This window comes from Massilia sp. 2TAF26, from assembly GCF_052115005.1.
GTDB lineage: Bacteria > Pseudomonadota > Gammaproteobacteria > Burkholderiales > Burkholderiaceae_D > Telluria.
This window is the reverse complement of sequence record NZ_JBFRFV010000003.1, coordinates 76,594-94,805: the sequence shown is the minus strand read 5'-3', so window position 1 is coordinate 94,805 and position 18,212 is coordinate 76,594. Positions and strand designations below refer to the sequence as shown.

General features: G+C 65.1%; 22 protein-coding genes. 11 read left to right on the top strand and 11 right to left on the bottom strand.

Annotated elements, in window-relative coordinates; translation table 11 throughout:
• Positions 1-20: 20 nt before the first annotated feature.
• The gene (locus AB4Z32_RS04095; RefSeq protein WP_441934639.1) at positions 21-794 is read right to left on the bottom strand and encodes a sulfite exporter TauE/SafE family protein; all 774 of its coding nucleotides are present in this window, start codon (positions 792-794) and stop codon (positions 21-23) included.
• A gap of 91 nt (positions 795-885) precedes the next feature.
• On the opposite strand from AB4Z32_RS04095, the gene AB4Z32_RS04090 reads away from it, so the two are divergent.
• Entirely contained in the window at positions 886-1,776 is an 891-nt protein-coding gene (locus AB4Z32_RS04090; protein WP_441934637.1) for a LysR family transcriptional regulator, read from the top strand.
• Positions 1,777-1,812: 36 nt separating this feature from the next.
• Here AB4Z32_RS04090 and AB4Z32_RS04085 read toward each other — a convergent pair whose 3' ends face one another.
• Entirely contained in the window at positions 1,813-2,424 is a 612-nt protein-coding gene (locus AB4Z32_RS04085; RefSeq protein ID WP_441934635.1) for a lytic transglycosylase domain-containing protein, read from the bottom strand.
• A gap of 44 nt (positions 2,425-2,468) precedes the next feature.
• A complete protein-coding gene (locus tag AB4Z32_RS04080) occupies positions 2,469-4,193 on the bottom strand; it encodes a proline--tRNA ligase (protein ID WP_441934633.1) in 1,725 nt (574 codons plus the stop codon).
• A 209-nt stretch (positions 4,194-4,402) separates the two neighbouring features.
• Here AB4Z32_RS04080 and AB4Z32_RS04075 point away from each other — a divergent pair, with 209 nt between their 5' ends.
• The 3 genes from AB4Z32_RS04075 to AB4Z32_RS04065 all read left to right on the top strand — a co-directional run bounded on the left by AB4Z32_RS04075 (position 4,403) and on the right by AB4Z32_RS04065 (position 7,297).
• Positions 4,403-5,107 carry an RNA pyrophosphohydrolase gene (locus AB4Z32_RS04075; RefSeq protein ID WP_441934631.1) on the top strand — a complete coding sequence of 235 codons (705 nt, stop codon included), beginning with the start codon at positions 4,403-4,405 and terminating at the stop codon, positions 5,105-5,107.
• A 142-nt stretch (positions 5,108-5,249) separates the two neighbouring features.
• Positions 5,250-6,806 carry a retroviral-like aspartic protease family protein gene (locus AB4Z32_RS04070; RefSeq protein ID WP_441934629.1) on the top strand — a complete coding sequence of 519 codons (1,557 nt, stop codon included), beginning with the start codon at positions 5,250-5,252 and terminating at the stop codon, positions 6,804-6,806.
• A 65-nt stretch (positions 6,807-6,871) separates the two neighbouring features.
• Positions 6,872-7,297: a DUF1841 family protein gene (locus AB4Z32_RS04065; protein WP_441934627.1), complete on the top strand. Its 426-nt coding sequence runs from the start codon at positions 6,872-6,874 to the stop codon at positions 7,295-7,297.
• Between the two features lie 112 nt (positions 7,298-7,409).
• On the opposite strand, the gene AB4Z32_RS04060 is transcribed toward AB4Z32_RS04065, so the two are convergent.
• Positions 7,410-7,763, bottom strand: coding sequence for a c-type cytochrome (locus AB4Z32_RS04060; protein ID WP_441934625.1), 354 nt, complete (start codon positions 7,761-7,763; stop codon positions 7,410-7,412).
• 12 nt (positions 7,764-7,775) lie between these two features.
• Positions 7,776-8,126 (bottom strand): c-type cytochrome, encoded by a 351-nt coding sequence (locus AB4Z32_RS04055; RefSeq protein WP_441934623.1) that lies wholly within the window; start codon positions 8,124-8,126, stop codon positions 7,776-7,778.
• A 176-nt stretch (positions 8,127-8,302) separates the two neighbouring features.
• Between AB4Z32_RS04055 and AB4Z32_RS04050 the strand changes: the two genes are divergently transcribed.
• The 3 genes from AB4Z32_RS04050 to AB4Z32_RS04040 are packed head-to-tail and all read left to right on the top strand — an operon-like array spanning position 8,303 to position 10,900.
• A complete protein-coding gene (locus AB4Z32_RS04050) occupies positions 8,303-9,157 on the top strand; it encodes an AAA family ATPase (protein ID WP_441934621.1) in 855 nt (284 codons plus the stop codon).
• The gene (locus AB4Z32_RS04045) at positions 9,154-9,741 is read left to right on the top strand and encodes a GNAT family N-acetyltransferase (protein ID WP_441934619.1); all 588 of its coding nucleotides are present in this window, start codon (positions 9,154-9,156) and stop codon (positions 9,739-9,741) included. Before AB4Z32_RS04050 ends, AB4Z32_RS04045 begins: the two co-directional genes overlap by 4 nt.
• Positions 9,731-10,900: a vWA domain-containing protein gene (locus AB4Z32_RS04040; protein WP_441934617.1), complete on the top strand. Its 1,170-nt coding sequence runs from the start codon at positions 9,731-9,733 to the stop codon at positions 10,898-10,900. The genes AB4Z32_RS04045 and AB4Z32_RS04040 overlap by 11 nt, the downstream gene beginning before the upstream one ends.
• Positions 10,901-10,930: 30 nt before the next feature.
• On the opposite strand, the gene AB4Z32_RS04035 is transcribed toward AB4Z32_RS04040, so the two are convergent.
• Both AB4Z32_RS04035 and AB4Z32_RS04030 read right to left on the bottom strand, forming a co-directional pair.
• A complete protein-coding gene (locus tag AB4Z32_RS04035; protein ID WP_441934615.1) occupies positions 10,931-11,512 on the bottom strand; it encodes a CPBP family glutamic-type intramembrane protease in 582 nt (193 codons plus the stop codon).
• A 9-nt stretch (positions 11,513-11,521) separates the two neighbouring features.
• Entirely contained in the window at positions 11,522-11,881 is a 360-nt protein-coding gene (locus tag AB4Z32_RS04030) for a hypothetical protein (RefSeq protein WP_441934613.1), read from the bottom strand.
• An 89-nt stretch (positions 11,882-11,970) separates the two neighbouring features.
• Between AB4Z32_RS04030 and AB4Z32_RS04025 the strand changes: the two genes are divergently transcribed.
• Entirely contained in the window at positions 11,971-12,417 is a 447-nt protein-coding gene (locus AB4Z32_RS04025; RefSeq protein WP_441934611.1) for an SRPBCC family protein, read from the top strand.
• A gap of 51 nt (positions 12,418-12,468) precedes the next feature.
• On the top strand, positions 12,469-12,873 hold the full coding sequence (locus AB4Z32_RS04020; RefSeq protein ID WP_441934609.1) for a VOC family protein: 405 nt from the start codon (positions 12,469-12,471) through the stop codon (positions 12,871-12,873).
• Between the two features lie 139 nt (positions 12,874-13,012).
• On the opposite strand, the gene AB4Z32_RS04015 is transcribed toward AB4Z32_RS04020, so the two are convergent.
• Both AB4Z32_RS04015 and AB4Z32_RS04010 read right to left on the bottom strand, forming a co-directional pair.
• Complete coding sequence (locus tag AB4Z32_RS04015) at positions 13,013-13,342, bottom strand: antibiotic biosynthesis monooxygenase family protein (RefSeq protein ID WP_441934607.1); 330 nt, start codon at positions 13,340-13,342, stop codon at positions 13,013-13,015.
• On the bottom strand, positions 13,339-13,668 hold the full coding sequence (locus AB4Z32_RS04010; protein WP_441934605.1) for an NIPSNAP family protein: 330 nt from the start codon (positions 13,666-13,668) through the stop codon (positions 13,339-13,341). The genes AB4Z32_RS04015 and AB4Z32_RS04010 overlap by 4 nt, the downstream gene beginning before the upstream one ends.
• Before the next feature lie 78 nt (positions 13,669-13,746).
• Here AB4Z32_RS04010 and AB4Z32_RS04005 point away from each other — a divergent pair, with 78 nt between their 5' ends.
• Positions 13,747-14,424, top strand: a complete 678-nt coding sequence (locus tag AB4Z32_RS04005; protein ID WP_441934603.1) for an ArsR/SmtB family transcription factor — start codon at positions 13,747-13,749, stop codon at positions 14,422-14,424.
• 12 nt (positions 14,425-14,436) lie between these two features.
• Here AB4Z32_RS04005 and AB4Z32_RS04000 read toward each other — a convergent pair whose 3' ends face one another.
• Positions 14,437-14,796: a hypothetical protein gene (locus AB4Z32_RS04000; RefSeq protein WP_441934601.1), complete on the bottom strand. Its 360-nt coding sequence runs from the start codon at positions 14,794-14,796 to the stop codon at positions 14,437-14,439.
• Positions 14,797-14,971: 175 nt separating this feature from the next.
• Entirely contained in the window at positions 14,972-15,925 is a 954-nt protein-coding gene (locus AB4Z32_RS03995) for a gamma-glutamyl-gamma-aminobutyrate hydrolase family protein (protein ID WP_441934599.1), read from the bottom strand.
• A gap of 240 nt (positions 15,926-16,165) precedes the next feature.
• On the opposite strand from AB4Z32_RS03995, the gene AB4Z32_RS03990 reads away from it, so the two are divergent.
• Positions 16,166-18,166, top strand: coding sequence for a DNA topoisomerase IV subunit B (locus AB4Z32_RS03990; RefSeq protein ID WP_441934597.1), 2,001 nt, complete (start codon positions 16,166-16,168; stop codon positions 18,164-18,166).
• Positions 18,167-18,212 lie beyond the last annotated feature (46 nt).

Below are 18,212 nucleotides of genomic sequence, written 5' to 3'. Positions count from 1 at the left end.
TGATGAGGAAAGCAAGCAGTCTATCCGAGGAAGGGACGCAGCATCAAATACAGGCCGAGCCCGAGCAGGCCGATGAAGTAGCAGCGGCGGAAGGGTTCGGGACGGATGCGTCCGCGGATCCGCCGGCCGATCGCCATGCCGCCCAGCGCCGGCAGCAGCGCACAGAAGGACAGGCCGGCCTCGCGCAGTTCGAACTGCCCGGCCAGCCGCAGGGAGGCCGCCAGCGCGACGGTCGAGGTGGTGAAGGCCAGGCCCAGCGCCTGTGCCAGCAGCTCACGTTCGAGACGCAATCCCCGCAGATAAGGCACGGCCGGGATCACGAACACGCCGGTGGCGGCCGTGACCGCGCCGGTGGCGAGGCCTACCACGGGCGAGGCCGCGCGCTCGCCGCTGGGCGGCACGTGCAGCGTGAAGGACGCCAGGCCGGCCGCCGCCACCATCATCAGGGCGCCGCCCAGGGCCGCCACCGCATCCGCGGAAGCGCTGGCCGGCAGCAGCATGCCGCCGACGAGGGTGCCGACGGCGATTCCGGCCAGCATCGGCCACAGGCGGCGCGCGAGCGGCCCCGCCGAGGGACCTGCCGCCACTTGCCAGGCATTCGTCACCAGCGAAGGCACGACCAGTAAAGCGGCTGCGTCGCGCGGCGCCATCATCATCCCCAGCAGGCCGACCGCGACCGTCGGCAGACCGAGTGCGGCCACGCCCTGGACCAGGCCGGCGAGCAGGAACACCAGGGAAATCAAGGTCAAATCGAAGGCTTCATGTGCGTGTAAGATGGAAAGCAGAGCGTCCATGCCTGGAATTCTGCCCCATCCCGGGCGCTTGCAGAATGAGGGATTACCGCAATGAGCCTTCGGAAATTCCGAAGGCTAAACGAGAGAGGCTATGAGATTTGACCTGGTCGACATGCAGCTGTTCCTGCACGTGGTGGAAGCCGGCAGCATCACCGGCGGCGCCGCGCGCGCCCACCTGTCGCTGGCTTCCTGCAGCGAGCGCATCCACAGCATGGAGGAGACGCTGGGGGTGCCGCTGCTGCTGCGCGGACGGCGCGGGGTGAGTCCGACGCCGGCCGGCGAGGCCCTGGTGAGGCATGCGCGCCTGGTGTTCCAGCAGCTGGAGCGCATGCGCGCCGAGCTGGGCGACCATGCCCAGGGCCTGAAGGGCACGGTGCGGCTGCTGTGCAATACGGCCTCGCTGACCGAGTACCTGCCGGACGCACTGGCCGGCTTTTTGGCGCGCCACGCCCACGTCGACGTCGAACTCGAAGAGCGCGCCAGCCATGAGGTGGCGAAGGCGGTGCGTGAAGGCGCAGCGGACCTCGGCATCCTGTCGGACGCGGTCGACCTCTCGCAGCTGGAGAGCTTCCCCTTCCGCACCGACCGCCTGGTGGCGGTGGCCACGCCGGCGCTGGCGGAGGTGCTGTCGCCGGACGGCCGCCCGGTGGCCTTCGCGCGCCTGGCCGATTTCGACCAGGTCGGCCTGGCCGGCGACAGCGCCCTGTCCAGCTACCTGGAGCTGCAGGCGCGGCGTCTCGGGCGCACGCTGCATACGCGGGTGCGCCTGCGCGGCCTCGAGGCGGTCTGCAGGATGGTGGAGGCAGGTGTCGGGATCGGCATCGTGCCCGAGCCGGCGGCGCGGCGCTGCGCGCAGACGATGACGATCGCGGTGCTGGAGCTGGCGGATGCGTGGGCGCTGCGGCAGCTGGCGATTTGCGTGCGCAGTTTCGATGATTTGCCGCGGCATGCGCAGCAATTGGTGGATGCATTACGGGCGTGAGCGCGGGTGGAGACCGCCCACGCAATCACATGCGAATCAGTTCAACGCGATGGCCGTCGCGGCCGCCGGCTTGAACTCCCAATTCTTCCACGCCGCCAGCACCGCATTCGGATACTCCGGCCGGCCGCGGCTGCCGTTGTAGCGGCCCAGCGCCAGATACAGGTTGCCGCCTTCCATGTCGATGTACATGCGCAGGATCGAGCAGCCGTAGCGCAGGTTGGTCTGCATGTCGAACAGGGCGCGGCGGTTGGAGTCGCCGATCACCCTGGTCCAGAACGGCATCACCTGCATGTAGCCGCGCGCGCCGACGATCGACACCGCGTACTTGCGGTAGGCCGACTCCACCTGGATCAGGCCCAGCACCAGCCCCGGATCGAGGCCGGCGCGGGTCGCTTCGTACCAGGCCGACTCGAGGAACTCGGTGCGGACCTGGTCGTCCGGCAGGCGGCGCTTCAGGCGCGCCGACATCGCGTCGAACCACTGCCGGTAGCGCCCCTGGGCGGCGGCGTCGCGGAACACCGGTTTCGGCGGGCGCCCGTCGCGGATCGCCCGTTCGAGCGCCAGCCGGACCGAATCGGCCAGCGCTTCTTCCTTCTGGTTGCCGGCGTAAGCCGCGCCGCTGCTCATCAGTGCAGCGGCAGCAAGCATGGAGCCGAGCCAGGCCGAAGCCCGGCTTGCAAAACGGGCAGGCATCACTTGGCCAGTTTGCCTTTGACGAAGGCGACCATGTCGGCGGCGGGCACGGAGCTCGCTTCGGCATCGCGGCGGCCCTGGTATTCCAGGTTGCCTTCCTTGAGACCGCGCTCGCCGATCACCACGCGGTGCGGCACGCCCACCAGTTCCCAGTCGGCGAACATGGCGCCCGGACGCAGGCCGCGGTCGTCGACGATGACGTCGATGCCGGCCGCCTGCAGTTCGGCGTACAGGCGGTCGGTCTCCGCCTTCACCAGTTCGCTGCGGTCGTAGCCCATCGGGCACAGCACCAGCTCGAAGGGTGCGATCGCGTCCGGCCAGACGATGCCCTTGTCGTCGAAGTTCTGCTCGATCGCCGCGCCCAGGATGCGGGTCACGCCGATGCCGTAGCAGCCCATCTGCATCGGTACCGGCTGGCCCTTTTCGTCCAGGTAGACGCAGTTCATCGCGGCGGAGTAGGCGGTACCGAGCTGGAACACGTGGCCCACTTCGATGCCGCGCTCGATCGCCAGCACGCCCTTGCCGTCCGGCGAAGCGTCGCCTTCGACCACGTTGCGCAGGTCGGCGACGATCGGCTCGGCGACGTCGCGGCCCCAGTTGGCGCCGCTCAGGTGGTAATCGGCCTCGTTGGCGCCGCAGACGAAATCGGCCATGTTGGCGACGGTGCGGTCGGCCACGACCTTGACCGGCTGCTTCGTATTGATCGGACCGAGGTAGCCCGGCACGGTGCCGTAGGCTTCCTGGATTTCGGCTTCGCTGGCGAAGCGGAAATCCTTCAGGCCCGGAACCTTCGACACCTTGACTTCGTTCAGCTCATGGTCGGCGCGCAGCAGCAGCAGCCAGTTTTCCTTGGTCCCATCTTCCTTTTCGACCGTCAGCGCGATCGACTTGACGTTCTGTTCCAGCGGGATGCCGAGCAGCTTGGCCACACCTTCGCACTTGGTGGTGTTGGGCGTGGAGACCTTGGTCAGCGGCTGGGTTGCGGCGGCGCGCGCAGCGATCAGCGGCAGTGCCTCGGCCGCTTCCATATTCGCGGCGTAATCGGAGGTCGGGCAGTAGACCAGTGCGTCCTCGCCGGTGCTGGCGATCACGTGGAATTCGTGCGAGCCGGTGCCGCCGATGGCGCCGTTGTCCGCCGCCACCGCGCGGAACTTCAGGCCGAAGCGGGTGAAGATCTTCACGTAGGCGTCGAACATGGTCTGGTAGGAGACCTGCATGCCCTCGACGTCGCGGTCGAAGGAATAGGCATCCTTCATGGTGAACTCGCGGCCGCGCATCAGGCCGAAGCGCGGACGGCGCTCGTCGCGGAACTTGGTCTGGACGTGATAGAAGTTCACCGGCAGCTGGCGGTAGCTCTTGATCTCGGTGCGCACCACGTCGGTCACGACTTCTTCCGAGGTCGGCTGCAGGGCGAAGTCGCGGCCATGGCGGTCCTTGAGGCGCAGCAGTTCAGGCCCCATCTTGTCCCAGCGGCCCGTCTCTTGCCACAGTTCGGCCGGCTGCACCAGCGGCATCAGCAGCTCGATGCCGCCGGCCTTGTTCATTTCTTCACGGATGATGGCCTCGACCTTGCGGATCACACGCAGGCCCAGCGGCATGTAGGTATAGATGCCGGAGCCGAGGCGCTTGATCATCCCGGCCCGCATCATCAGCTTGTGGCTGACGATCTCGGCGTCGGAAGGCGCTTCTTTGAGCGTTGAAATAAAAAATCGAGAGGCACGCATATCGATGAATTCTTTTTAAAAAGAGAGGGTTATAATCAACCTAATTTTAAAGGATTAGCTGGCCGATGCATCCAATCTTTATACAAATGGCTCTGAAAGAAGTGGTGCATGCCGTTGTTCCGACGCGAGTTAACGGCAGAGGCACCTGAGCTGTAAGTAAAAATAGAAGAGACAAGAGCAAAAGCTGGCAGAAAGTTTCGAGGTGAATCATGCTCGATCGTGAAGGGTTTCGCCCCAACGTCGGCATCATCCTGCTGAACGCCAACAACGAGGTGTGGTGGGGCAAACGGGTGCGCGAGCACTCGTGGCAGTTTCCGCAAGGGGGTATCAAATACGGCGAGACGCCGGAACAGGCGATGTACCGCGAGCTCGAGGAAGAGATCGGCCTGCGCCAGGAGCACGTCAAGATCGTGGGTCGCACCCGCGACTGGCTGCGCTATGAGGTGCCGGATCACTTCATCAAGCGCGAAGTGCGTGGTCACTATCGTGGCCAGAAGCAGATCTGGTTCCTGTTGCGCATGGTCGCCCGCGACAATGACGTCAACCTGCGCCTGACCGACCACCCCGAATTCGATGCCTGGCGCTGGCACGACTACTGGGTGCCGCTGGACGTGGTCATCGAGTTCAAGCGCGATGTCTACCAGCGTGCGCTGCAGGAACTGTCGCGCTTCCTCACCTGGCCGTCCAATGGCCAGGGCGAACGCCGCCACAGCTCGCGCTACCTGCGCCAGCCGCACGAGCGGCGCGGAAATGGCGGGAATGGCGGTAGTGGCAACACGGGAAATGCCGGCAACGTTCAGCCAGGCAATAGGCAGTCCACCAACGCCAGCAACAAGGTGGTGGTCGCTGCCAGCAAGGCGATCGCCGATGCGGTGGGAAGTTCTCAATTGGTGCTTGCGCGCGACAAAGAGTAATCAAAAGTAGCGTAAAAGCAACAACCTGGAAGGCAAGTACGTCGTTTTATCGGCGCACTTGCCTTTTTGCATTTTTTTCTTGCAATATTTACAAGTTTGCGCAGTAGAATTACCAGCATTGCTCCTCAACAGAAAGACAATAATGATGCCGCTGAAACGTGCCCTGCTGCCACTGGCCTGCGCACTGCTCCTGAATCCGCTGGCCCGCGCCGGCGACGCCCCGCGCTGTACCTATGTCGAGGTCGCCGACATGCCGCTCAAGTATGTCGGCCAGGGCCTGGTGCCGGCGGTCGACGGCGTGATCGATGGCGCGCCCGCGGTCATGCTGGTCGACACCGGCGCCTTCGACACCCAGCTGACCATGAACGCCGTCGCCAAGCGCGACCTGGTCATGCACATGACGGGACGCTACGTCGAAGGCATCGGCGGCAGCTCGCGGCTGTACGCGGCCCGCATCGGCGAATTCGCGATCGGCCCGGTGAAGAGTTCCAGGAAGCGCCTGGACCTGTACGTGATCGGCGAGACCACCTTTACGCCGGCTTTCGACGCCCTGGTCGGCGCGCCTTTCCTGCTGCAGGCCGACATGGAATTCGACCTGCGCGCCAAGCACATGAAGTTCTTCCGCCCGCAGAACTGCGACCGCGACACCCCGCTCAACTACTGGAAGGAAGAGACGGTCGTCCTGCCCTTCGAGTTCAGCCGCAGCGACAGCCCGAATCCGCACTTCACGGTGCTCGTCAACGGCAAGGAGCTGGACGCCATGATCGATACCGGCGCGGCCAACAGCTTCCTGACACTGAGGGGCGCCAAGAAGCTCGGCATCGACGTCAAGGCTGCGGACGTGACGCGGCTGGGCGATACCGGCGGCGTCGGCTCGGACCGCGCCTCGCACTGGACCGCGCCGATCAAGTCGGTGCAGATCGGCGGCGAGACCATCGGCGGCGCGGAGCTCAGCATCGTCGACGTCCAGAGCCAGCTCGAGGCCGAGCTCCTGCTGGGCCAGGATTTCCTGCGCGCCCACCGCGTGCTGTTCGCGATGAGCCAGCGCAAGCTCTACATCGCCTACCTCGGCGGCGACGTGTTCTCGCGCCGCACCGGCCTCGAACCGTGGATGCTGCAGGAGGCCGACGGCGGCAATGCCGACGCCCAGTATGCGCTGGCCTATATGCTCAACACCGGCCGCGGCGCCCCGCGCGACCCGAAACAGGCCCAGTCCTGGCTGGAAAAAGCCGCCGCGGCCGGCCAGCCGAACGCCAACCTCAATTTCGGACGCCAGCAGATGCTGCACGGGAAAGTCGACGAGGCGATCCCGAAACTGCGCACCGCCCTCGACCAGCTGCCTGCCGAGCGCTTCGGCCCGCTGTGGCTGTACAACGCCCGCGTGCGCAAGGGCCAGGCCGAGCTGGCGAAGACCGAACTGGCCGCCAGCGTGAAAAAGCAGCGCAACGACGACTGGCCGGCGCCGATCGCCGACTTCTACCTCGGCAAACTGGACCAGGCCGGCCTGCTCGAGATCGCCGCCAAGGACAAGCAGGCCGCGCATGCGCGCACCTGCATGGCGACCTCCTACATGGCCGAATGGCATGCCGCGCGCGAGGAAAAGCCGCAGGCCGAGGCGCTGCTGGCGAAACTGCACGCCGAGTGCCGCCCGGCGAAACCGGCGGCGCCGGTGGCGCCACCGCCAACCGCCGCTCCCTGAGCCGGCAAACGCGAGAAAAGCAGGCGCGCTACAATGGCGCCTGCTTTCCTTTCTGCGACCCCACCATGTTCACCCCCTCCTCCAACGATGTGCGCCGCTTCTTCTGCGAAGCCTGGCGCAAGCGCCGCGCCAACGAAATCCTGACCCCGATGGATGCGATCGCGGCCGACTGGATCGACCAGCATCCGGAATACCACGACGCCCTGCTCGACGCCGACGAGGCCGTGGCGCGCGACTACTCGGTCGAAGGCGGCCAGCCGAATCCCTTCCTGCATTTGTCGATGCACCTGTCGATCGCCGAACAGGTCTCGATCGACCAGCCGCGCGGCATCAAGGCGGCCCACGATGCCCTGGCGGCCCGCATCGGCGAGCACGATGCGCACCACGACATCATGGAGTGCCTGGGCGAGATGATGTGGACCTCGCAGCGCAGCGGGCTGCCGCCGGATGCGGAAGCCTATATCGACTGCGTGCGCAAGCGCGTCCGCTGAAACAAGTTCAATCCAGCTTGTCGTCGCCACGCGGTGAGCGGCAGCGCCAAAAAACAAAGTCCGCCGGCATGGGCCGGCGGACCAGAGAGACCGCTAGTTTACTTGGCAGCGCTTATTTGCGAACGACCAGCGGCCCCGGAAGGCTTTGCAGGTAGGCGGCGATATCGGCCTTGTCGCGGTCCGACAGCGGCTGGGCCATGCCGGCCATGATCGGATTGTTACGGCCGTTCATGACCTTGTCGCCGCGCTGGTAGGCGGTGAGCGCATGCACCAGGTAATCGGCATGCTGGCCGGCCAGCTTCGGATAGCTCGGGTCGATCGGGCTCTTGTAATCGGCGCCGTGGCAGGAGGCGCAGTTGTATTTCTTGGCCAGTTCGGCGCCGCGCGCGGTATCGCCGCTGGCAAAGGCGGACGCGGACACCATCAGTGCCGCGGTGCCGGACAGGGCTAGGATCAGTTTATTCATGGCGTCCCCGGCTCATTTGGTGGGCGTGGCGGCCGACTGCTGCGCGTAGTAGGCGGCGATGTCGGCGATGTCCTGGTCCGACAGCACCTTGGCGGTCGGCGTCATTTGCGGATGCTTGCGGTCGCCCTTCTTGTAGGCTTGCAGCGCGGCTTCGATGTATTTGGCGGACTGGCCGCCGATCATCGGCACCTGGTAGACCTCGGGGAAGGCGGTCTTGTACTCGGGGATGCCGTGGCAACCGATACATTGCTCAATCTTGTTCGGTGCGGCTTTCGGGTTGGCGACGATCTCTGCGGCGCCGGCTGCACTGGCCATCACGGCTCCGGCGGCGGCAAGCAACAGTACAGCTAATGGTTTTCTCATGATTGCACAATCGTATGGTTGAATTGTATACCGCAACTGCTCAAAAACTTAGCAAATGTACTACGAATAGCCGATTCTATATGAAGAATATGGCTCAGTCTACAAAGCAACAATTCAGCGGTGGCGATGCAACTGTCATATACTCGATGTCACTTCCCCATCACCTTGAACGTCCCATGCACGCAACCCAACGTTTCGAAGGCAGCGACAACTACGTCGCCACCGATGACCTGAAACTGGCCGTGAACGCCGCCCTCACCCTGGCCCGCCCGCTGCTGATCAAGGGCGAGCCCGGCACCGGCAAGACCATGCTGGCCGAAGAAGTGGCCGCGGCGCTCGACATGCCGCTGCTGCAGTGGCACATCAAATCGACCACCAAGGCGCAGCAGGGCCTGTACGAATACGACGCCGTCTCGCGCCTGCGCGATTCCCAGCTGGGTGACGAGCGCGTGCGCGACATCCACAACTACATCGTCAAGGGCGTGCTGTGGCAGGCCTTCACGGCGCCCGAGCCGGTGGTGCTGCTGATCGACGAGATCGACAAGGCCGACATCGAATTCCCGAACGACCTGCTGCGCGAACTCGACCGCATGGAGTTCTACGTCTACGAAACGCGCGAGATGGTGGTGGCCAGGCACCGTCCGCTGGTGATCATCACCTCGAACAACGAGAAGGAGCTGCCGGACGCCTTCCTGCGCCGCTGCTTCTTCCACTACATCAAGTTCCCGGACCGCGAGACGATGGCGGACATCGTCAACGTCCACTATCCGAACCTGAAGCAGGAACTGCTGGCCGCCGCGCTGGAGAACTTCTACCAGCTGCGCGAGGTGGCGGGCCTGAAGAAGAAGCCGTCGACCTCCGAATTCCTCGACTGGCTCAAGCTCCTGCTGGCCGAGGACATCCCGCTCGAGGCCCTGCGCAGCGGGGACTCCCGGACCATCGTGCCGCCGCTGCACGGCGCGCTCCTGAAGAACGAGCAGGACGTCCACCTGTTCGAGCGCCTGGTGGCGATGGCGAGGCACAACCGATGATCCGCGTCGATCCCGCCACCCTCGAATTCAACGGCGTGCGGCTGGAGCCGCTGGCCCTGCACCACGTCGACGGCCTGCGCGCCGCCGCCGCGGACGGAGAATTGTGGAACCTGCGCATCACCTCGGTGCCGGCGCCGGACGAGACGGAACAGTACATCCGCACCGCGCTGGAGATGGACAACCGGCGCGCCTTCGCCGTGATCGACGTGCCGACCGGTGCCGTGATCGGCTCGACCAGCTACCACGACATCGTCGCGGCCATCGACCGCGTCGAGATCGGCTACACCTGGTATGCGAAGAGCCGCCAGCGCAGCCACGTCAACACCAGCTGCAAGCTGATGCTGCTCTCGCATGCCTTCGACATGCTCGGCTGCGCGGTGGTCGGCCTGCGCACCGATAACTTCAACCACGCCTCGCAGGCGGCGATCGAGCGCCTCGGCGCAAAGAAGGATGGCGTACTCCGCCACCACGGGCCGCGCCGCGACGGCACCGTGCGCGACACGGTCATGTACAGCATCCTGCGCGGCGAGTGGCCCGAGATCAAGTCGCAGCTGCACTACCGGTTGAGCAGGCATGCTGATTGATTTCTTCTTCACCCTGCGCGACGCCAGGGTGCCGGTCACGCTCAAGGAGTTCCTGACGCTGCTCGAAGCGCTGGAAAAACAGGTGATCGCGCCCTCGCTCGACGAGTTTTATTACCTGTCGCGCCTGGTGCTGGTGAAGGACGAAGCCCACTTCGACAAGTTCGACAAGGCCTTCGGCGCCTATTTCAAGGGCATCGAGACGGTGTTCGACACCAAAGCCGACATCCCGCTCGACTGGCTGATCAAGCGCCTGGAGCGCGAGCTGACGCCGGAGCAGAAGGCCGAGCTGCAGAAGCTCGGCTACGACAAATTGATGAACCGCCTGGCCGAGCTGCTGAAGGAGCAGAAAGCGCGCCACGAGGGCGGGAACAAATGGATAGGCACCGGCGGCACCTCCCCCTTCGGCAACGGCGGCACCAATCCGGAAGGGATCCGCATCGGCGGCAAGAGCAGGAACCGCAGCGCCGTGAAAGTGTGGGAGCAGCGCGAATACAAGGACTACGATGGCGAGCGCGAACTGGGCGTCCGCAACATCAAGGTGGCGCTGCGCCGCCTGCGCCGCTTCGCCCGCCTAGGTGCCGCCGAGGAACTGGCGCTGGACGACACGATCCGCTCGACCGCCAACAACGCCGGCTGGCTCGACATCAAGATGCAGCCCGAGCGCAAGAACCGCATCAAGGTGCTGATGCTGCTGGACGTCGGCGGTACCATGGACGACCACATCGAGCGCACCGAGGAACTGTTCTCGGCGGCGAAGACCGAATTCAAGAACATGGAGTTCTTCTACTTCCACAACTGCGTCTACGACTACCTGTGGAAGAACAACCGGCGCCGCAGCTCGGAGCGCTTCCCGACCTGGGAAGTGCTGCGCAAATATCCGCCCGACACCCGCGTGATCTTCGTCGGCGACGCCACCATGAGTCCCTACGAGGTGCTGGCCCCGGGCGGATCAAGCGAATACAACAACGAGGAAGCGGGCGCCGAATGGCTGGCGCGCTTCTGCAACGCCTTCCCGAAATTCGCCTGGCTGAATCCTGAGCCGGAAAGCCTGTGGCAGTACCGGCAGTCGATTGCCGTCATCAAGCAGATCATGAATAACCGGATGTTTCCGGTGACGATAGATGGGCTGGAGCGGGCGATGCGCCTGCTGAGCAAATAAGGTCCGCGTGGGCGCGGGGAGCCTACCCTACTAACGAATCGCGGCTCGAACGATCATCAAGCCCACGATATCGATCCACGCATGCACCAGCATCGAAGCCAGGAGGCCGACACGCTGGAACACGAAGCCCAGCACCACGCTGCCGACGAACACGCCGGCCGCCTGCGCCAGCGCGGCGCCATCCAGCTTGCGGAAGCGGTACACCGGCACGTGCGTGACCAGGAACAGCAGCGAGACGATCCACACGCCCAGCAGCGGCTGCAGGGCCGCGCGGAACAGCATCTCTTCGCCAACGGCGGCGGCGATGCTGATCCACAGCGGATTCAGGCCGCCCAGGTCGAGCTTGGCATAGCTCTCGATGGTGCGGGCGCTGGAGGCCGAGTTGGCGGTCATGCGGAACAGCAGCCATGACACGCCGGCGGCGAGCAGCGCCAGCACCTGGCCGACCAGCAGCTGGGTCAGCGGCCCAAGCGGACGGCTGAACAGTTCCAGCGGATGCGGCCGGCCGAACCAGATGATGGGGGCGGCGATCAGGCAGAAGACCAGGCAGGTCAGCAATTGGGAAGCGAGGCGGATCGGGGCGCGCGGTGCGGTCTGTGGAGCTTGGGTCATCCCGCCATTCTATCCCAGCGTACCGGGCCGCCTTTCAAGGGCGTCCGGCAAGGCCGCATACCAGTCCGCGTATGGCGTGTTCGCCACCATCCTGCGATTGAAATCCGGCGCGCCGTCCGTCCACCACACCGGCCCGCGTTCGCCCAGTGCGCGCTTGGCTTCGTCGACGTCGCGGCGGGCGCCGCGTTCGGCCGCCACGTCGCCGGCCTTCTTCGCGACGCCGACCTGGCGGCGCGCCTTCATCAGCCTGTCGACCCATTCCTGCCTGAGTTCCGGCGCCAGCGCAGGATTGCTCGTGCGCCAAAGCCGGCCATTGACGACGAAATAACGTCCGTCCGGCGTCACGGGATATTGTCGGGAGCTGGACATGGACTTACTCTAGCATGTCGAATCTGCCGGGCCTCGTTCGTCGTACCATCGGAGGGATGTCCTCTGCCACCAACGATAAGGAAGCTATCATGACCACCAACACCGTCGAGCTGCACCGTGTCCTGAAATCCAGCGCCGACCGCGTCTACCGCGCCTTCACCACCGCCGCCGCCTTCGCCAAATGGCTGCCGCCGCATGGCTTCATCGGCACCGTCCACGAGATGGACGCCCGGGTCGGCGGCCGCTACCGGATGTCCTTCACCAATTTCACCACCGGCCATATCCACTCCTTCGGCGGCGAATACCTGGAACTCGCGCCGGGCCAGCGCCTGCGCTACTCGGCCGAATTCGACGATCCGAACCTGCCTGGCCAGATGCAGACCACGGTGCAGCTGCGCGAAGTGTTCTGCGGCGTCGAGGTCAAGATCCGCCAGGAAGGGATTCCGGCCATGATTCCGGCGGAAGCCTGCTATCTGGGCTGGCAGGAGTCGCTGGAACTGCTGGCGAAGCTGGTCGAGGCCGAGATCAGGGACTGAGCCGACGGGCCGCGCTATGATGTGGGCCTTCGCTCATCAAAGGAGACATGCATGCTGAATCACGTGATGCTCGGGTCGAACGACCTGGAACGCTCGAAACGCTTCTACGATGCCGTGCTCGGCACGCTCGGTGCCGGCGAGCCCTTCCGCGACACCGCCGGCAGCGGCCATACGCGGCTCTTCTACCGCCACAACGGCAGCACCTTCTGCATTACCGAGCCCATCAACGGCGAAGACGCCACCTTTGCCAACGGCGGCACCATCGGCTTCAAATGCGATTCGCCGGAACAGGTGCAGAAGTTCCATGACACCGCGGTCGCGCAGGGCGGCACCTCGATCGAAGAGCCGCCGGGCTTGCGCGAAGGCAGCATCGGGAAGATGTATCTCGCTTACGTCCGCGATCCCGACGGCCACAAGCTCTGCGCCATCTATCGTCCTAAGAACCTTTCCCGGTAGGCGGGGGGAAGCTCATGACGATGCATGGCAAGTGCGGGCAAGGCGCGAGGAGGCCGCATGGCGAGCCATGCAACGACGAGCAACGCAGCACCCGCTTGCCAGGCGCGTCAGGAGCGACTCCGGCCTACTGGGATAGGTTCTAGGTATGCGACGGCACCTGCTCGCGGTCGTGCAAGCCGTAGTCGCGCACGACCTCGGCCACGCGCAGGCGGTAGCCGCGGAACACGCCCTGCCGCCCGCGCGCCTGCGCTTCCCGGTGCGCGGCCTGGGTGCGCCAGCGCCGCACCGCCTCCTCGTCGCGCCAGAACGACAGAGACAGTAGCCTGCCCGGCCGGCTCAGGGATTCGAAGCGCTCGACGGAGATGAAGCCGTCGATGGCCTCCAGTTCGGCGCGCAGCGCGGCTGCGGTACCGAGATATTCCTGGCGGTGCGCCGGGTCCGGATCGACTTCGAAGATCACGGCGATCATCGCTGCGGCTCCGACTGGAAAGTGCCTTCCACCAGTTCAGTGAAACTGCGTTCCTCGCGCAGGATGAATCTGCTTTCGCGCGCGAAAGTGAAGTTGGCACACGCTTCCTCGTCCTGCCTCAGGCGAGCGCGGTAGGCCTCGTAGGCGGCCAGGCTGTCGAAGCCGACCAGGCCCCAAGCCTCGTAATTCGTGCCCTCGTGCGGCAGGAAGTAGCCGAGCAGGCGTCCGCCCAGCCGAGGAATGATGCGGCCCCAGTTTTCCGCGTAGCGGCGGAAGGCCTCTTTCTGGATGGGGTCGATTTCGTAACGGATGAAGCAGGTAATCATGGTGATGTGGACTCCTTGTGATGGACAGGGCCACTCTAGTCCTTTGCCATCCCCCGATGCTTCGGTTAGCATCGAAGCATGAGGGACGGACCGAACATCACGAATATCGCCGCCATGATCGGCGACCATGCGCGCGCCGAAGTGCTCACCGTTCTGATGAGCGGCATGGCGCTGACCGCGACCGAACTGGCGGACGCCGCCGGCGTCACGCGCCAGACCATCAGCGGCCACCTGGCCAAGCTGCAGGATGCCGGCCTGCTGTCCGTCGAGGCGCAGGGCCGGCACCGCTACTTCCGCATCGCCGATGCCGAGGTCGCGCAATTGCTGGAATCACTGATGGGCGTGGCCTTCGGCACCGGCGCCGTGCGGATGCGCTCCAGTCCGCGCGAGCCGGCGCTGCGCAAGGCCAGGGTCTGCTACGACCACCTGGCCGGCGAGCTGGGCGTGCTGATCTACGAGCGCCTGGCGCAGCGCGGCGCTTTTTCTCTCGGCGCCGATGGCGTCATGCTGACCGATGCGGGCCGCGGCGCGGTGCGCGCCCTCGGCATCGATCTCGACAGGCTGCCGGCATCGCGCCGGCCCTTCTGCCGCACCTGCCTGGACTGGAGCGAGCGCCGCCATCACCTGGCCGGCCAGCTCGGCACGCTGCTCCTCGACCGCTTCCAGCAACTGGGCTGGGCCGGGCGCGTGCCGGACTCGCGCGTGCTCGCTTTCACGCCGGACGGCGAAGCGGCCTTGCGCGCCTGGCTGGACTGAACTCCCGCCGGCTCAGGTGGCCAGCGCCGGGGTCTTGAAGATCCCCGGACGCAGGATGTGCGACAACAGCGGCCGCCTGGCTGGCGCCGGCATGCGGCTGTCGACCAGGTCTTCCCACTTCACGCGCAGCTGCTCGCAGGTGGCGCGCAGCACCGGCTCGGCGTCCGGCAGGCGCGCCAGGGCATCGAGGTGGCGCTCGATCACGGCAGCCAGTTTGACGCAGGGACCTTCGTCGTCGGGATTGCGCGGGTCGCGCTTGGCGCTGCGGATCGTGTACTGCGACATCAGGTGCAGCAGGGCCGCGATCAAGAGGGCGTGGCGGGTACTGGGGGTGCCGGATGCGGGGGTGTCGTCCAAAAAATCGTCGTCCATTGGGCCTCCTTGCTTTCATGAGAATGATTCTCATTTAGATTATGGAGGCAGTTTGATGGCTGTGCAAGCGAAATACGTCGTTGCCGCGCATGATCTCGTCGTCCCCGCGAAGGCGGGGACGACGGTAACAATAGCGGGAACGACGGTGGTCAATCGCAGGGACGACGGTAGTTATTTAAAGCCGCGTCTCGCGCGCAGCCCGCAAAAACTCATCCAGCACCGGCGTGCAATCCAGCAGCTCCGTCCCCTTCGCCCGGTGGAACTCCGGATGCCACTGCAGCCCCATCACGAAGGGTGCGCGCTGGTAGCGGATCGCTTCGACGATCCCGTCCGGGTCCGACATCGCCTCGACGTGGATGTCGCGGCCCAGGTCCTTGACGGCCTGGTGGTGGATGGAATTCACGATCGGGCGCTTCTGGTCGGGGAACATCTTGCCCAGCGAGGAACCGTGCGGGAAGACGATGGCGTGGCGGTGGGCGTCGTAGTCTTCGTGCACGTGGGCCAGGGCATCGGGGACATTGGTGGCGACGTCCTGGTAGAGGGTGCCGCCGAAGGCGACGTTGATCAGCTGGCAACCGCGGCAGATGCCGAGCACCGGCTTGCCGGCGTCGACGAACTCGTGCAGCAGCTCCAGTTCATATACATCGCGCGCGCGGTCGCCGTTCCATTCGGGCCTGGTGGGCGTTTCGGAATAGGTCATCGGCGAGACGTCCGCCCCGCCCTGCAGCACCAGCCCGTCCAGGTGGCGCGCGTAATGGCGCATGGTGATGTTGCTGGGGTGGAGCAAACCACCGGTGTTCACGGTCGGCACCATGAAGACCAGCACATCGCGCGACATCACCCATTGCGCGATCGACTCTTCGAGGTATTGCAGGTTCTTGCTGCGCAGGCCGACGGCGCCCGGTTCCGGATGAAAGATGCGGGCGGAAACGCCGATGCGCAGGGTGCGCCGCATGAAGTCGCGGCTGAAGCGGTCGCTGAGGGCGCGCCAGCGCGAACGCAACACGCGGCCGGCCAGATTCAAGGGTGTATCGCCCTGCCGCAGGTAGCGCGACGCATTTCCAGACGCGCGCCGGTCAGGCACGCGCGGCGACCCCGCAGTTTCACGGTCTTCATTGTCCTCTGCCATGAACTCACTATAGCCCTGCCATAGGCGCGCACGATTCCCATTTACAGAATCTCACATCCAGCACTTGCAAACTTCGGCGCAACAGGCAAAAATACTGTATTTCCATACAGTGTTGCGTTAGCCACTCTTCCCAAAAAGCGCGTAAGCACCGACACTGGCGCCTTTTGCCGCGTCGTTTGGCGTTCTCATTTCCGCCCGACAAGATAGAATGCGCAGGCATTCGACATACAACTATCCAGCATGGCCACCAAGAAAACTGCAACCGACTACAGCGAATCATCCATCCGGGTCCTGAAGGGACTGGAGCCCGTCAAGCAGCGTCCGGGCATGTACACGCGCACCGAGAACCCGCTGCACATCATCCAGGAAGTGATCGACAACGCCTCGGACGAGGCGCTGGGTGGTCACTGCAAGAACATCGCCGTGACGATGAACACGGACGGCTCGATCACGGTCGAGGACGACGGCCGCGGCATCCCGGTCGGCATCCACCCCGAGGAAGGCGTCTCCACCGTCGAGATCGTGTTTACGCGCCTGCACGCGGGCGGCAAGTTCGACAAGGGTTCGGGCGGCGCTTACGCCTTCTCGGGCGGCCTGCACGGCGTCGGCGTGTCGGTCACCAACGCGCTGTCGAAGCGCCTCGAAATCACCGTCTGGCGCAAGGACGAGCAAGGCAACGGCGTGCACCAGCTGGCCTTCGAGCACGGCGACGTGGTCGAGCCGCTGAGCTCCAACCCGGCCGAGCGCGGCGGCAAGAAGAACGGCACCCGCGTCACCGCCTGGCCGGACGGCAAGTACTTCGACTCCCCGACGATCCCGATGGCCGAGCTGCAGCGCCTGCTGCGTTCGAAGGCCGTGCTGCTGCCGGGCGTCACCGTCACCCTCACCAACGAAAAGACCGGCGATACGCAAACCTGGCGCTACGACGAAGGCCTGCGCGGCTACCTGCTTGAAGCGCTGGCCCAGACCGTGGGCCAGGGCCAGACCGTGATCCCGCTGTTCGAAGGCGCGCAATATGCGGCTGCAGGGGATGAGGGCTTCGCGGAAGGCGAAGGCGCGGCCTGGGTCGTGGCCTGGACCGAGGAAGGCGCCGTGGTGCGCGAATCTTATGTCAACCTGATCCCGACGGTCAGCGGCGGCACCCACGAATCCGGCCTGCGCGACGGCCTGTTCGGCGCAGTGAAGAGCTTCGTCGAGATGCACTCGCTGCTGCCGAAGGGCGTCAAGCTGCTGCCGGAAGACGTGTTCGCGCGCGTCTCGTTCGTGCTGTCGGCGAAGGTGCTGGATCCGCAGTTCCAGGGCCAGACCAAGGAGCGCCTGAACTCGCGCGACGCCGTGAAACTGGTGTCGACCTTCACCCGTCCGCCGCTCGAGCTGTGGCTGAACCAGCACGTCGACTACGGCAAGAAGCTGGCCGAACTGGTCATCAAGCAGGCGCAATCCCGCCTGCGTTCGCTGCAGAAGGTCGAGAAGAAGAAGTCCTCGGGCGTGGCCGTCCTGCCGGGCAAGCTGACCGATTGCGAATCGACCGACATCACCCGCAACGAACTGTTCCTGGTCGAGGGCGATTCCGCGGGCGGCTCGGCCAAGATGGGCCGCGACAAGGAATTCCAGGCCATCCTGCCGCTGCGCGGCAAGGTGCTGAACACCTGGGAGACCGACCGCGACCGCCTGTTCGCCAACAACGAGATCCACGACATCGCGGTGGCGATCGGCGTCGACCCGCACAGCGCGGACGATACGCCGGACCTGTCCGGCCTGCGCTACGGGAAGATCTGCATCCTTTCCGATGCGGACGTCGACGGCTCGCACATCCAGGTGCTGCTGCTCACTTTGTTCTTCAAGCATTTCCCGGCCCTGTTCAAGAACGGCCACGTGTGTGTCGCGCGTCCGCCGCTGTACCGTGTCGACGTGCCGGCGCGCGGCAAGAAACCGATCCAGAAGCTGTACGCGCTGGACGACGGCGAACTGCTGGCGATCGAGGACAAGCTCAAGAAGGAAGGCCTGAAGGAAGGCGTGTGGAGCATCTCCCGCTTCAAGGGTCTCGGCGAGATGAACGCCGAACAGCTGTGGGAAACCACGATGAACCCGGATACCCGCCGCCTGCTGCCGGTGGCCTTCGGCGACTACAACCTGGCCGAATCGTCGGCGCGCTTCAATATGCTGATGGGTAAAGGCGAAGCCGCCGCCCGCCGCGCATGGCTGGAAGAGCACGGTAACGAGACGGAAGCGGACATTTGATGCGCACGTAATGCGTGGGCACGGCGTGCCCACGCACCGAATACGA

What these genes read in the sequence shown, in the direction of transcription:
- AB4Z32_RS04015 (WP_441934607.1), bottom strand. Translation starts at nt 13,342, where the DNA reads ATGATCGCCGTGATCTTCGAAGTCGATCCGGACCCGGCGCACCGCCAG.
- AB4Z32_RS04025 (WP_441934611.1), top strand. Translation starts at nt 11,971, where the DNA reads ATGACCACCAACACCGTCGAGCTGCACCGTGTCCTGAAATCCAGCGCC.
- AB4Z32_RS04095 (WP_441934639.1), bottom strand. Translation starts at nt 794, where the DNA reads ATGGACGCTCTGCTTTCCATCTTACACGCACATGAAGCCTTCGATTTG.
- AB4Z32_RS04010 (WP_441934605.1), bottom strand. Translation starts at nt 13,668, where the DNA reads ATGATTACCTGCTTCATCCGTTACGAAATCGACCCCATCCAGAAAGAG.
- AB4Z32_RS04020 (WP_441934609.1), top strand. Translation starts at nt 12,469, where the DNA reads ATGCTGAATCACGTGATGCTCGGGTCGAACGACCTGGAACGCTCGAAA.
- AB4Z32_RS04060 (WP_441934625.1), bottom strand. Translation starts at nt 7,763, where the DNA reads ATGAATAAACTGATCCTAGCCCTGTCCGGCACCGCGGCACTGATGGTG.
- AB4Z32_RS04070 (WP_441934629.1), top strand. Translation starts at nt 5,250, where the DNA reads ATGATGCCGCTGAAACGTGCCCTGCTGCCACTGGCCTGCGCACTGCTC.
- AB4Z32_RS04080 (WP_441934633.1), bottom strand. Translation starts at nt 4,193, where the DNA reads ATGCGTGCCTCTCGATTTTTTATTTCAACGCTCAAAGAAGCGCCTTCC.
- AB4Z32_RS04000 (WP_441934601.1), bottom strand. Translation starts at nt 14,796, where the DNA reads ATGGACGACGATTTTTTGGACGACACCCCCGCATCCGGCACCCCCAGT.
- AB4Z32_RS04030 (WP_441934613.1), bottom strand. Translation starts at nt 11,881, where the DNA reads ATGTCCAGCTCCCGACAATATCCCGTGACGCCGGACGGACGTTATTTC.
- AB4Z32_RS03995 (WP_441934599.1), bottom strand. Translation starts at nt 15,925, where the DNA reads ATGGCAGAGGACAATGAAGACCGTGAAACTGCGGGGTCGCCGCGCGTG.
- AB4Z32_RS03990 (WP_441934597.1), top strand. Translation starts at nt 16,166, where the DNA reads ATGGCCACCAAGAAAACTGCAACCGACTACAGCGAATCATCCATCCGG.
- AB4Z32_RS04035 (WP_441934615.1), bottom strand. Translation starts at nt 11,512, where the DNA reads ATGACCCAAGCTCCACAGACCGCACCGCGCGCCCCGATCCGCCTCGCT.
- AB4Z32_RS04055 (WP_441934623.1), bottom strand. Translation starts at nt 8,126, where the DNA reads ATGAGAAAACCATTAGCTGTACTGTTGCTTGCCGCCGCCGGAGCCGTG.
- AB4Z32_RS04075 (WP_441934631.1), top strand. Translation starts at nt 4,403, where the DNA reads ATGCTCGATCGTGAAGGGTTTCGCCCCAACGTCGGCATCATCCTGCTG.
- AB4Z32_RS04065 (WP_441934627.1), top strand. Translation starts at nt 6,872, where the DNA reads ATGTTCACCCCCTCCTCCAACGATGTGCGCCGCTTCTTCTGCGAAGCC.
- AB4Z32_RS04085 (WP_441934635.1), bottom strand. Translation starts at nt 2,424, where the DNA reads ATGCTTGCTGCCGCTGCACTGATGAGCAGCGGCGCGGCTTACGCCGGC.
- AB4Z32_RS04045 (WP_441934619.1), top strand. Translation starts at nt 9,154, where the DNA reads ATGATCCGCGTCGATCCCGCCACCCTCGAATTCAACGGCGTGCGGCTG.
- AB4Z32_RS04050 (WP_441934621.1), top strand. Translation starts at nt 8,303, where the DNA reads ATGCACGCAACCCAACGTTTCGAAGGCAGCGACAACTACGTCGCCACC.
- AB4Z32_RS04005 (WP_441934603.1), top strand. Translation starts at nt 13,747, where the DNA reads ATGAGGGACGGACCGAACATCACGAATATCGCCGCCATGATCGGCGAC.
- AB4Z32_RS04040 (WP_441934617.1), top strand. Translation starts at nt 9,731, where the DNA reads ATGCTGATTGATTTCTTCTTCACCCTGCGCGACGCCAGGGTGCCGGTC.
- AB4Z32_RS04090 (WP_441934637.1), top strand. Translation starts at nt 886, where the DNA reads ATGAGATTTGACCTGGTCGACATGCAGCTGTTCCTGCACGTGGTGGAA.